This window comes from Pantoea sp. RIT-PI-b (assembly GCF_001187905.1).
GTDB lineage: Bacteria > Pseudomonadota > Gammaproteobacteria > Enterobacterales > Enterobacteriaceae > Pantoea > Pantoea nemavictus.
The window spans coordinates 432,619-445,660 of the sequence record NZ_LGIS01000020.1 but is presented as its reverse complement, the minus strand read 5'-3'; the positions used below and the strand labels follow the sequence as shown (position 1 = coordinate 445,660).

11 protein-coding genes are annotated in these 13,042 nt (G+C 56.3%); 4 read left to right on the top strand and 7 right to left on the bottom strand.

Features of this window, described 5'->3' with window-relative positions; genetic code table 11:
* Positions 1-31: 31 nt before the first annotated feature.
* From dcp to guaD, 5 genes are all read right to left on the bottom strand, one after another.
* Positions 32-2,083: a peptidyl-dipeptidase Dcp gene (gene dcp, locus AC790_RS14700; protein WP_049852254.1), complete on the bottom strand. Its 2,052-nt coding sequence runs from the start codon at positions 2,081-2,083 to the stop codon at positions 32-34.
* A 72-nt stretch (positions 2,084-2,155) separates the two neighbouring features.
* Positions 2,156-2,938 carry a xanthine dehydrogenase accessory protein XdhC gene (xdhC, locus tag AC790_RS14695; RefSeq protein ID WP_049852253.1) on the bottom strand — a complete coding sequence of 261 codons (783 nt, stop codon included), beginning with the start codon at positions 2,936-2,938 and terminating at the stop codon, positions 2,156-2,158.
* Positions 2,925-5,291, bottom strand: coding sequence for a xanthine dehydrogenase molybdopterin binding subunit (gene xdhB / locus AC790_RS14690; RefSeq protein WP_049852252.1), 2,367 nt, complete (start codon positions 5,289-5,291; stop codon positions 2,925-2,927). Before xdhB ends, xdhC begins: the two co-directional genes overlap by 14 nt.
* A complete protein-coding gene (gene xdhA, locus AC790_RS14685) occupies positions 5,281-6,723 on the bottom strand; it encodes a xanthine dehydrogenase small subunit (protein ID WP_049852251.1) in 1,443 nt (480 codons plus the stop codon). The genes xdhB and xdhA overlap by 11 nt, the downstream gene beginning before the upstream one ends.
* The gene (guaD, locus tag AC790_RS14680) at positions 6,720-8,048 is read right to left on the bottom strand and encodes a guanine deaminase (RefSeq protein WP_049852250.1); all 1,329 of its coding nucleotides are present in this window, start codon (positions 8,046-8,048) and stop codon (positions 6,720-6,722) included. Before guaD ends, xdhA begins: the two co-directional genes overlap by 4 nt.
* Positions 8,049-8,428: 380 nt before the next feature.
* Between guaD and ydfG the strand changes: the two genes are divergently transcribed.
* Positions 8,429-9,175 (top strand): bifunctional NADP-dependent 3-hydroxy acid dehydrogenase/3-hydroxypropionate dehydrogenase YdfG, encoded by a 747-nt coding sequence (ydfG, locus tag AC790_RS14675; RefSeq protein WP_049852249.1) that lies wholly within the window; start codon positions 8,429-8,431, stop codon positions 9,173-9,175.
* Between the two features lie 126 nt (positions 9,176-9,301).
* On the opposite strand, the gene AC790_RS14670 is transcribed toward ydfG, so the two are convergent.
* A complete protein-coding gene (locus tag AC790_RS14670; protein WP_007887879.1) occupies positions 9,302-9,631 on the bottom strand; it encodes a YnfA family protein in 330 nt (109 codons plus the stop codon).
* 130 nt (positions 9,632-9,761) lie between these two features.
* Between AC790_RS14670 and AC790_RS14665 the strand changes: the two genes are divergently transcribed.
* Positions 9,762-10,097: a DUF1283 family protein gene (locus tag AC790_RS14665; RefSeq protein WP_007887880.1), complete on the top strand. Its 336-nt coding sequence runs from the start codon at positions 9,762-9,764 to the stop codon at positions 10,095-10,097.
* A gap of 52 nt (positions 10,098-10,149) precedes the next feature.
* Complete coding sequence (locus AC790_RS14660; RefSeq protein ID WP_007887881.1) at positions 10,150-10,446, top strand: DUF1161 domain-containing protein; 297 nt, start codon at positions 10,150-10,152, stop codon at positions 10,444-10,446.
* A 30-nt stretch (positions 10,447-10,476) separates the two neighbouring features.
* On the opposite strand, the gene AC790_RS14655 is transcribed toward AC790_RS14660, so the two are convergent.
* On the bottom strand, positions 10,477-11,937 hold the full coding sequence (locus AC790_RS14655) for an MDR family MFS transporter (RefSeq protein WP_007887882.1): 1,461 nt from the start codon (positions 11,935-11,937) through the stop codon (positions 10,477-10,479).
* Positions 11,938-12,321: 384 nt separating this feature from the next.
* Here AC790_RS14655 and AC790_RS14650 point away from each other — a divergent pair, with 384 nt between their 5' ends.
* Positions 12,322-13,038: an ABC transporter permease gene (locus AC790_RS14650; RefSeq protein ID WP_007887883.1), complete on the top strand. Its 717-nt coding sequence runs from the start codon at positions 12,322-12,324 to the stop codon at positions 13,036-13,038.
* Positions 13,039-13,042 lie beyond the last annotated feature (4 nt).

Genomic DNA, 13,042 nt, shown 5'->3' with positions numbered 1-13,042 from the left:
TCGCCATGAATGGCGACCCTACAAAGAATCGTTACGCTTCCTCTAACCCACGGTTTTTCAGCATCGGACCGATCTCCGGCGCTTTGCCGCGCCATGCCAGCCACAGATGCTGCAGGTCGGTGCTGTTGCCGCGTGACAGGATATGCTCGCGGAACTGCTGGCCGTTTTCGCGCGTTAATCCGCCGCGCTCGACAAAGGCTTGATAGCCGTCGTCGGCCAGCATCTGCGTCCAGATATAGGCGTAATAACCTGCTGCATAGCCGCCGCCCCAGATGTGACGGAAATAGCTGGAACGATAACGCGGCGGCACTGCGGCCAGTGCAATGTTTTCGGCGGCCAGCGCCTGCAGCTCAAAGTGGCTGACGTCCTGCGGATTATCATCTGTGGTCAGAGAATGCCACTGCAAATCAAGCAGCGCCGCGGCCAGCAGCTCGGTCATGTCGTAGCCTTTGTTGAATTTCGCGGCACGCACCATCTTGTCACGCAATTCGCCTGGCATCGCCTCGCCGCTTTGGTAGTGACGCGCATAGTTAGCAAACACCGCTTCGTTGCTGGCCCAATGTTCATTAATCTGCGACGGGAACTCAACAAAATCGCGCGGCGTGGCGGTGCCGGACAAGCTCGGATAACGCTGCGTGGCAAATAAACCGTGCAGCGCATGACCAAATTCATGGAACAGCGTGATCACCTCATCCCAGCTCAGCAGCGCCGGCTGGCCAGCCTGCGGCTTGGTGTAGTTGCAGACGTTGTAGATCACCGGCTTGGTGCCGAGCAGCGTGCTCTGATCGACAAAATTACTCATCCACGCGCCGCCGCTTTTGTTATCACGCTTGAAGAAATCGGTGTAGAACAGCGCTAGCGGCGTGTCGTCGGCATCGAAGATCTCGTAAACGTTGACGTCCGGATGATACACCGGCAGATCGTGGCGCTGGCTGAAACGGATGCCAAACAACTGGCTGGCGGACCAAAACACGCCCTTCTCCAGCACGTTGTTCAGCTCAAAATAAGGGCGGATTTGGCTCTCATCCAGCGCGTATTTATCTTTGCGTACCTGCTCGGCATAGAAATTCCAGTCCCAGACGCGCAGCGGGAAACTGTGATGCGCTTGCTCAATGGCGCGCTGGATATCAGCGGCTTCGCGTTCGGCGCGCGCTCGCGCGGCAGGCACAATGTTACGCATAAAGGCAAACGCGGCATCCGGCGTTTTCGCCATCTGGTCCTGCATGCTCCACGCGGCATAGGTTTTGAAACCGAGCAAACTCGCCTGCTGAGCACGCAGTTGCGCCATGCGTAACACGATGTCGCGCGTATCGTTATCATCGCCCTGCTCACTGCGCGTCAACGCCCGCTGGAACAGCGCTTCACGCGTGGCGCGCACGTGCAGCGATTGCAACGCCGGTTGCTGGGTGGTGTTTTGCAACGCGATCAACCATTCTCCCGCGAAACCGCGTGCTTCTGCTGCGGCTTTGGCATGCGCCAGCTCCTCCTCGCTTAGGCCGGCTAACGCTGCCACATCACTCACCACATAGGCACCGGCTTTGGTGGCGGCCAGCAGCTTGTTGCCGAAACGGGTGCTGAGGCTCGCCAGCTCCTGATTACAGGCGCGCAGCTGGGTTTTATCGGCTTCGCTCAGGCTGGCACCCGCCAGCTGGAAATGTTGCCAGGTGACTTCCACCAGACGCATCGCTTCGGCATCCGGACACTGCGAACCGCGCTGTTGATAAACGCTATCGAGGCGGGCAAACAGCTGGCTGTTGAGGCAAATTTCATCATTCAGCGCGGTGAGCTGTGGCGTAATCTGCTCGTCGATTTCCTGTAAGCGATCGCTGGTATTGGCGGATGTCATCGCACCAAACACCAGATTGACGCGTTTTAACAGCTGACCACTGCGCTCCAGCGCCTCATAGGTGTTGGCAAAGCTTGGCGCATCCGGATTGCTGGCAATCGCCGCCACTTCGCGGCGTTTCTCTGCAATACCCGCTTCCAGCGCAGGCAGAAAATCGTCTTCCTGAATCTGATCAAAGGGTGGCGTTTGATACGGCAAACTGCTGGTGGTGAAAAACGGATTGGCTCGTGAAGTCATTATCGCTCCTGATAATCAGCAACGCCGCACGGCGGCGGCGGGATGTTTCTATCCTGGCAGTTTCCACCTCTCTCAACAACTTATCGCCTGCTGCTGATAAACGCTGATGATTTCGCCCGCCACCGCCACCGCAATTTCCGCTGGCAACTTGCCCTTCACATCCGCTAAACCAATCGGGCAGCGCAGGCGCGCAACGGATTCGGTGGCAATGCCTTTGCCCTCTAGCCGATAACGAAAGCGCTGGGCTTTCGTCGCCGAGCCAATCACTCCGGCATAGCGGAAATCGCCGCGGCGCAGAATCGCCTCGCTGAGCGCCAGATCCAGCGGATGATCGTGGGTCATCACCACAAAGTAACTGTCGGGGGCGGCTTCCCGCACACAGTCGATAGGATCGTCGACCTGGCGCACCGTGACGCCAGCCGGTACCGCGCCAAACTGCGCGGCGCGGCTATCAATCCAGGTGATATGGCACGGTAAGGTTGCCAGTAAATTTACCAACGCCTGGCCAACATGACCGGCGCCAAACAGGTGAATTTCTGGCTGATGCTGCATCAGCGGTTCAAACAGCAACGTGGCATGACCGCCGCAGCACTGGCCGAGACGTGCGGCCAGCGCGAACTCTTCACTGCGCGGTTGCATGCACCGTTGCTGCAGCATGGCACGCGCTTGCGCAATGCACTGATATTCAAGATGACCACCGCCAATCGTCAGAAACGTATCGCTGGCGCTCACCACCATCTTGCTGCCGCGATCGCGCGGTACCGAGCCACGCTCGCTGAGCACGGTGATAAGCACGCAGCTCTCGCGCTTCTCGCGCAGGCTGTGCAGCACGCTAATCCAGTCATGATAAATCATGCTCTGCTCCTGATAAGCGCTGAATCCCCCAGAACACCCGCTCTGGCGTGGCGGGTGCATCCAGTTGCGGATGGCGGCGATAGTTGTCGACGCTGGCGACGGCATCCTGTAACGCGCACCATACGGCAATGCCTAACATAAAGGGCGGCTCGCCAACGGCTTTCGAATGGAACACCGTGTCCCGCGGATTTTTGCGATTCTCCACCAGCGTGACGCGTAAATCGCTCGGCACATCGCTGATCGCCGGGATTTTATAGCTGGCTGGGCCGTCGGTGAGCAGTTTGCCCTTATCATTCCATACTAGCTCTTCGCAGGTGAGCCAGCCCATGCCCTGCACGAAACCGCCCTCCACTTGCCCGATATCGATAGCGGGATTCAGCGAGGCGCCCACATCATGCAGAATATCGGCGCGCAGCAGGCGGTATTCGCCGGTCAGGGTATCGACCAACACTTCGCAGCAGGCGGCGCCGTAGGAGAAGTAATAGAACGGTTTGCCGCGTCCGGCAGCACGATCGTAATGGATGCCCGGCACTTTATAGAAGCCGGTGGCAGAGAGCGGCACCTGGTTAAGCCAGGCAAGCTGCGCCACCTGAGCAAAAGTGAAGTGCTTCTCACCGACGCGCACAATGCCGTTGCTAAAACTCACCGCGTCAGCAGCACATTGATGCTGCTGACACAGCATCTCGGTCATGCGCTCGCGCAGGATTTGCGCGGCATTCTGCGCCGCTTTGCCGTTGAGATCGGCGCCGCTAGAGGCGGCCGTTGGCGAGGTGTTCGGCACTTTACCGGTATCGGTGGCGGTGACCTGAATCTGGCTGATATCGATTTGCAGCACTTCCGCCACAATCTGCGCCACTTTGGTGTTTAAACCCTGACCCATTTCGGTGCCGCCATGATTGAGCTGCACCGTGCCATCGGTGTAGATCAAAATCAGCGCGCCCGCCTGATTAAGGAAGCTGGAGGTAAAGGAGATGCCAAATTTCACCGGCGTCAGCGCCAGCCCACGTTTCATAAAACGGTTGCTGGCGTTAAACGCGCTAATTTCACGGCGACGTGCCGCATATTCACTGCTGGTTTCGAGCTGGGCGGTCATCTCATCCAGCAGATTGTCCTCCACCTGCTGGTGGTAATGGGTAATGTTGCGATCGGTTTTGCCGTAATAGTTGCGTTTGCGCAGCTCAAGCGGGTCCAGTCCCATTTCACGCGCGATGTGATCCATGATCTGCTCAATCGCCACCATGCCCTGCGGGCCGCCAAAGCCGCGATAAGCGGTGTTAGACGCGGTGTGGGTGCGGCAGCGATAGCCAGTGATCAGCGCATCGCCCAGGTAATAGGCGTTATCGGCGTGGAACATCGCGCGATCGACAATCGATCCGCTGAGATCGAGTGAATAGCCGCAGTTGCCGGCCAAATCAATTTTCACGCCACAGAAGCGGCCATCTGCCTCAACGCCGACGTCGTAACGCACAAAAAACGGATGGCGTTTGCCAGTAATCTGCATATCGTCGCGCCGCGCCAGACGCATCTTCACCGGTTTACGCAGCTGGCGTGCAGCGATAGCACACAAACAGGCCACGCCCGCCGCCTGCGTCTCTTTGCCACCAAAGCCACCGCCCATGCGTCGCATATCGATGGTGACTTTATTCATGGTGATGCCCATCACTTCCGCCACCAGTTTTTGCACTTCGGTGGGGTTTTGCGTGGAGGAGAACACCTGCAGGCTGTCATCTTCGCCAGGAATCACCAGCGCCGTCTGGGTTTCCAGATAAAAGTGCTCCTGGCCGCCGATATGAAACTCGCCCTGAATTCGCCGGGGCGCTCGCGCCAGCGCGGCTTCGGCATCACCGCGTTGATGAACATGTGGCTGCTGCACAAAGAAGCGCTGTTCCAGTGCTTCACGCACGTCGAGTACCGCCGGAAGTGCTTCATACTCAATCATCGCGGCTGCGGCGCCGGCACGCGCCGCTTCCGGAGAGTCAGCCGCGACGGCAATCACAATTTGGCCGAAGTATTCGATGGTGTCCTGCGCCAGCAGCGGATCGCCAGGTTCCAGCGGGCCAACATCGTTGAGGCCTGGCACATCGCGCCAGGTCAGTACGCTGACCACCCCCGGCACCGCGTAGCAGGGTTGCACATCGAGTTTGGTGATGCGCGCGTGCGCATGCTCGCTGAGGCGCGGACAGAGATGCAGTAATCCCGGTAGATCGGGCTTATCGTCAATATATAGCGCTTCACCGGAGACGTGCTTGTCGGCACTTTCATGTTTGTTGCTGCGCCCCACGCCAGTTTGCATGCCGGTGGCGAACTGCGTTTTCAGCAGGGTTTCATTCAGTTCCGGGCGGTTATGAGACATAGCGCGACACCTCGGTAATGGTCAGCTCGCCAGACGCTTGCGCGTAGTAGCGGCACAGCAGATTGCGTGCCACCTGCAGGCGATAATCGGCGCTGGCGCGGAAGTCGCTCAGCGGCTGGAAATCCATGCTCAGCGCGGCACAGGCTTTTTCAATGCTGGTGAGATTCAGCGGTTGGCCAAGCAATGCTGTTTCCGCTGCCAGCGCGCGTTTCGGTGTTGCTGCCATGCCGCCAAAGGCGATACGCGCTTCCACAATCACCTCATCGTTGATGTGCAGATTGATGGCGGCGAACACGGCGGAAATATCGTCATCCAGGCGTTTCGCCACTTTCCATGCGGTAAAATTGGGTGACACCGTCACTTTAGGGATAGTGATACTGTGAATGAACTCACCCGGCTGCATTACCGTTTGACGATATGCGGTAAAGAATTGATCGAGCGGAACTCTTCTCTGCTGTTCACCCTGCTGCAATATCAGTTGCGCGTTTAACGCCAGTAGCATTGGCGCACAATCGCCAATCGGGGATGCATTGCCAATGTTGCCGCCTAACGTGCCCTGATTGCGGATTTGCAGCGAGGCAAAACGCTCCAGCATGCGGCTAAATGCCGGGATCTGCTGCGCCAGAAACTGGTAGCACTGGTGTAAGGACGCGGCGGCACCGAGATAAATATGATCTTGATCCTGGTGGCAAATCTTCAGTTCGTTAACCTGCTCCAGCGCAATCAACAGCGGCAAGCGTTGATACTGCTGGGTAATCTGCAGTGTCAGATCGGTGCCGCCCGCCACTAAACGCGCCTCGGGATGCTGCTGATAAAGGTCGGCGAGCTGCGCCACGGTTTTCGGCAGATAACAGCGACTGCCATCGGCTTCGATGATCTGCACTTCATCGTTGCTGAGCGCCTGTAAACGCTGCACCAGCGAGGCGGCGTTAGCCGTAAACGCATCTGCATGTGCGCGTTCACATGCCTGCTGCGCTGCATCCATGATCGGACGATAACCGGTGCAGCGGCAGAGATTGCCCGCTAATGCCTGTTCCGCCTGATGACGATTCCAGCCATCACTGTTTTTTTGCAGGGTGAACAGCGACATCACAAAGCCCGGTGTGCAGTAACCGCACTGCGATCCGTGGCAATCCACCATCGCTTGCTGCACGCTGTGCAGTTCGCTGCCCTGTTTAAGATCTTCCACGGTGATCAGTTGCTTACCCTGCAGGCTGCTGACCAGCGTCAGACAGCTGTTGACCGCCTGATAGTGCATCTGGCCATCGACGACCTTACCGAGCGTAACGGTGCAGGCACCGCAATCCCCTGAGGCGCAACCCTCTTTGGTGCCGCGTCGCTGCTGCGCACCTCGCAGGTAGTTGAGCACGGTGAGATTGGGATCCAGCGCGTGTTCGGTGACTAAACGATTGTTGAGTAAAAACTGAATCATGCGATTTGCTCCTCACTTTCGCGCTGCCATACCGGCTTGCCGCTCACCCAGGTCTGCGCGATGTTGCGGTCATCGCCCAGCGTCATCAGCACGAACAGGCGCTCCCAGATATCTTTGCTGTTGGCATGGCGCAGCTGCTGCAGCGGCGAGACTGCCGGGTCGAGCACCACGAAATCGGCCTCTTTACCGGGATTAAAGTTGCCGATGACGTCATCCAGATCGAGCGCGTGCGCGCCGCCTAAGGTGGCGTGATAGAACGCTTCGCAGGCGCTGAGTTTGTACTGCTGTAACTGACCGACTTTGTAGGCTTCGCCGAGCGTTTGCAGCAAATTAAAAGTGGTTCCCGCGCCAACGTCGGTGCCGATGCCCATGCGCACGCCCTGCTGCCAGCAGCGTTTGATATTGAACAAGCCGCTGCCGAGAAACAGGTTTGAGGTCGGGCAGAAAGCAATCGACGAATCGGTGTCGTGCAGGCATTGCCACTCTTTATCTTCCAGATGCAAACAGTGGGCGAACACGCTGCGTTTGCCGGTGAGTTGGTGATGATGGTAGACGTCGAGATAACCGTCACGCTCCGGGAACAGTGTTTTTACCCAGGCGATCTCCTGCTGGTTTTCACTCAAGTGCGTGTGCATCCAGACATCCGGAAACTCTTCGCGCAGCTGACGCACTTTGTCCAGCAGCGCCGGCGAGGATGTGGGCGCAAAGCGCGGCGTGAGCGCATAGCTCAGGCGACCACGTTGATGCCAGCGTTCAATCAGTTCACGCGAGTGCTGGTAGCTCTGTTCCGGCGTTTCGGTTAGGTATTCCGGCGCGTTGCGATCCATCATCACTTTGCCGGCAATCAGGCGCATATCCAACTGATGCGCCGCGCTAAATAATGCATCCACCGACTGCTTGTGCACAGTACCAAACACCAGCGCGGTGGTGGTGCCGTTTGATAACAGTTGCTGCAGGAAGAACGCCGACATTTTTGCGGAGTGATCGGGACAGTGATATTGGCTTTCCACCGGGAAGGTATAGTGATTCAGCCATTCGAGTAACTGCTCACCGAAGGCACCAATCATCTCAGTTTGCGGGTAATGAATATGGGTATCGATAAAGCCCGGCACAATCAGTTTGCCGCGCAGATCGGTAACCTCTGCCGGATTGACGCGCCCTTCCGCGATCTGCCAGCTTTCGAGGCTGACCACTTTGCCGTCGCGCAGCGTTAATAAGCCATCTTCGAGATAGCGCGCGTTAGCGGCGATGTCGTCCGGCTGCGCGGCCAGAGCGGTGATATCAAAGAAGCTGGCGCGCAGCAGCGTTTCGGATGCGTAAGGCATAACGGTTCCTTGGTGCTTTTTATGTGCAGGTAATTGCTTAAAGATAGTTTGCAAAGCGCATGCCAACGCAAAGAACAAAAAATACTGTTTAAATTCAATATAATAGGTTGATTTTACTGGTTTATGTGTCAAGCTGGCATCGCAATCGTATGCGCAACCGGTTGCTTATAGTGGCAAACGGTTGCTATTTAACATTGCGGTGAGTTTTGCCTCAATACGCCTGTTTTTAACCCAAGGACGTGCGTCTTTGTGGTGCGCGATTGCACTCTCAACGTGCAGGCAAAATCCTGCAACAGCTTGCATTTGGTTTTCATGAGCATGGGTTCAAGGTTAATGCTAAGGTGTGGCTGATAACCTGAAATCGTTTAAGGAACAGTGAGATGATTATTTTTGTTACTGGCGCAACTGCTGGTTTTGGTCAAAGTATCACCCGCCGCTTCATTGCTACAGGTCACAAGGTGATCGCCAGCGGACGTCGCGCTGAGCGCTTAAAAGAGTTGAAAGAAGAGCTGGGCGACAATCTATATACCGTGCAGCTGGACGTGCGCAATCGCGCCGCCATCGACGAAGTGATTGCCGCCCTGCCCGCCGAATGGCGCGATATTGATGTGCTGGTGAACAATGCCGGCCTGGCGCTGGGCGTTGAACCGGCGCATAAAGCCAATATTGAAGATTGGGAAAATATGATCGACACCAACAATAAAGGCTTGGTGTATATGACGCGCGCAGTGCTGCCTGCGATGGTTGAGCGCAACGTGGGGCATATTGTGAATATCGGTTCAATTGCCGGCAGCTGGCCATATTTAGGCGGTAACGTTTATGGCGCGACCAAAGCCTTCGTGCGTCAGTTCAGCCTGAATCTGCGTACCGACCTGCACGGCACCGCGCTGCGCGTAACCGATATTGAGCCAGGTTTAGTTGGCGGCACCGAATTTTCTAACGTGCGCTTCAAAGGCGATGATGGCAAAGCGGAACAGGTATATGAAGGCACCACCGCACTGACGGCCGAAGATGTTACCGAAGCGGTATATTGGGTGACCACACTGCCAAAACACGTCAACATCAATACGCTCGAGATTATGCCCGTAACGCAAACCACCGCAGGTTTGAAGGTGCATAAAGGCTAACAGCAGTTGCACGCTGCGCCATCGAGATATCCGGGGCGACCATCCCGTGAGGCGCTCCGGCGGCTTTCGCCGCTACGACCTCATCGGGATGTTTCCCCTAATATCGTACTTTCATGTTGTCGGTGATTAAACACGGCTCCAGCCTGCAACGATGATCAGCATACCGCTAAAAGCAACCAGCGCGCCGACCCAATCCCACGTACTCAGCTTCACACCATCCACCACACGCAGCCAGATTAGCGCGGTCAACACATACACGCCGCCATACGCCGCATAGACGCGTCCGCTTGCCGCTGGATGCAGCGTCAATAACCAGACGAACAGCGCCAGGCTCGCCGCCGCCGGCACCAGCAGCCAGGCCGTCATGCCCCTCTTCAGCCACAGCCACGGCAGGAAACAACCCACAATTTCCGCGATCGCAGTGATAAAAAACAGCAAGGTGGTTTTCACCAGCATGGTAAATCTCTCACTAAGCTAAACAGAGTGCTCACCGCTGGTGAGCAAAGAAGCAGCGATGATATACTAGCGCCTAAGGTTGTTACAGCCGCGATCCCGGCTGTGCTGGTGTTAACTGAAGGAAATGACAATGAAAAAACTGTTTTCTGCCCTGCTGGCTACCGTGCTGACTTCCAGCGTGTTGCTGGCTGCGCCAATGGCTTCCGCCAAAACCGATCGCCTGATTATTGAAGATGGTAGCAGCGCATCCAGCAACGAAGCCGCTCGCCAAAGTAAAGAGCAATGGAACGATACCAAAAACCTGCGTAACAAAGTGAATACGCGCGTTGAGAAAGAGTTCGACAAAGCCGATAAAGCCTTTGATACCCGCGACTCCTGCGAGAAGAGCTACAACGTTAACGCTTACTGGGAACCCAATACGCTGCGCTGCCTTGATCGTCGTACCGGACGTCCGCTGGCGCCATAATCGGTCATCACTGCTATAGTTTTGATAGGAATTCTGACCAACGGAGTGAATGATGAAAAAACGTAATGCAGTTCTGTTGATGGCGATGCTGGCGCTGCCGGTTCTGGCGCAGGCATCTTGTGAAAGTGTTAAAGCGGACATCAGCAAAAAAATTATTAATAACGGCGTTGCCGAATCGGACTTCACGCTGGATATCGTGGCCAATGATCAAGCCGATCAGGTCGGCGGTCAGGTTGTGGGCCATTGTGAGAACGACACACAGAAAATCGTCTACAAGAAAAATGGTCGTGACGGCGACAGCAGCGTACCAGATAGCGCTGGCAGCTCGCAGGATACGCCAGCGCAGTAAACCTTCGGGCGGCTCTCAGGCCGCCCTGCTTTACTCCACTTCCGGCCTTTGACGCGGCATCATCCACGCTACCCACAGCGTTAACAGCGCAATCAGCAGTGAAACCACAAACACCCAATGTAAAGAGCTGGCAATTTGCCCGGTCCAGTCATGCAGCGTCGCCTCCGGCAGCGCCTGGCGGCTCTGGTGCGACATGATTTTTTGCATCGGATCGTCGGCCTGCGGCAGACGCAGCGAGAGGTTGAGATTGAGCACCGCGCCTAATAATGCCGTTCCAATTGCCGAGCCGATCATGCGACTGAACATGATTGAGGCGGTGCAAATGCCACGAATATCGTAATGGGCATGGTTCTGTACCGACACCAAAAAGGTGGTGCTGGTCATGCCCATGCCGGTGCCAATCACAAAGGCGGTTAAACCGGCCTGCATGATCGAGCTATCGCTGCGCAGTAGCAGCAGTAATGCGCTACCAGCGATCAGCAGTAACGCCCCCATTTGCGCAGTGAAGCGGTACGATGTCACCAGCATCAATCGTCCGCTCAGGGTGCTCGCCAGCGGCCAGCCAATCGACATCATCGCCAATGCGCTACCCGCCTGCAGCGGCGTGCCGCCGGTAATCCCCTGAATCCACGTCGGCAAAAAAGCGCTGATGCCCATCATGCTGGCACCGATAATCAGATTGCCGACGTTGCCGGCGACAATCAGCCGACTGCGCCAAATCTCTAGCGGGAAGAGCGGCGCATCGGCGCGCTGTTCATGATGTTTCAGGCGCCAGGCAGCAACCAGCGCTAACAGCAGGAACGGCAGCAGCCAATAACCCAGTACCTCGGCTTGCAACAGCGCCACCAACAGCGCCGTGACGCAGATCATCAGCCAGCAACTGCCGGTGAGGTTAAGCGTGGTTTGCTGGTTCTGCTCACGTGTCGGTAGGAAACGCGCCAGCAGCAGCATGGCGATGAGGCCAATCGGCACGTTGACCCAGAAAATCACCGACCAGCTAAAGTGTTGCACCAGCCAGGCGCCGCTGAGCGGGCCAATGATCGCCGCGACGCCCCAGACGCTGGAGAGCCAGCCCTGCACATTCGCGCGTTCGCGCGGCGAGTAGACGTCCGCCACGATGGTTGAGGTAAGCGGCATAATCGCGCCTGCGCCCAATCCCTGAAAGGCACGGAACAGGATCAGCCACGTCATACTGTGGGCAAATCCGCATAGAATGGAGCCGACCAAAAACAGCGACACGCCGATAAACAGTAGCCGTTTGCGCCCCCACATATCGGCTAAGCGGCCATACAGCGGCACACTGACCGCCTGTGTCAGCAGATAGATGGAAAATACCCAACCGAACTGCGCAAAGCCGCCAAGATCGGCAATGATGGTTGGCATCGCGGTGGCCACGATGGTGACTTCAATCGCCGCCATAAACATCGCTAGCATGCAGCCGATGAGAATCCAGTGACGATGTTCCGTGTTCAATTCTGCAGTTTCAGTCATACGTCTCCCTAATTTCTAACAAGGCTAGCTCAAAATTCACCGCAGCAGTTTCCTCTGTGTGCGCCACTTTGTGACGCCGTCACCTATTTCGATGAAAATTTTTTATTGTCGGATAATGCCTTATTCCACGCGGGTTAAGCACAATTTTTTATCGTTTCTATCTGTCTGATTTTGCCGCAAAAACTGGCGCTTATCGGCAAGCATTGCTATAGCTTTTTACGGTGCTTTCCAGTTATTCGCTGCAAAAGCATCTGCTAACAGTCATTTTAACTGCAATTTAAAAGGATGAAGGATTTTCGTAGGTGTGTGTTTCTGCACTGCGCCGTCATCCTGAGAATGACATAACCCGATCGAACGATTTTTTAAATCAGGGAGATACTTGCTATGCAAAATGCATCGCTCGCCCGCCGTGCTGGACTGGCATTGCTCGCAATCATTGCGGTGATAGCCCTGCTGGTGTGGGGGCTGGGCCTGAATACGCTGCGCGATCGCCGAGAGGATTTAATTTATCTCGCGCAGCAGCATCTGTTTTTAGTGTTTTGGTCGATGTTCTTCGCGCTACTGGTCGGTATTCCCAGCGGCATTTTACTCAGCCGTCCTTTCGCCCGTCGCTGGGCAGAATACGTGATGCAGATCTTCAACGTGGGTAACACGCTGCCACCGCTGGCGGTATTGGCGCTGGCCATGGTGATCGTGGGTATTGGCGATCGACCTGCGCTGATTGCCCTGTTCCTCGCCTCGCTGCTGCCGATTGTGCGTAATACTTTTGCCGGTTTAAGTGCGGTTCCGCCGTCGCTGATTGAAGCCGCCAACGGTATAGGTATGACTAAGTTTCAGCGTTTGCGTCAGGTAGAGATTCCCAACGCGTTACCGGTGATTTTAGCCGGTGTACGCATCGCTACCGCGATTAACGTGGGTACTGCGCCCTTAGCCTTCCTGATTGGCGCCAGCAGCTTTGGTGAGCTGATCTTCCCTGGCATTTACCTCAACGACTTCCCAACGCTGATTCTGGGCGCAGTCGCAACGGCGCTAGTTGCCCTGATTCTCGACATGCTGCTTGCGGCATTGGGACGTTATCTCAGCCCGCACTCTGCGGCTTAACACA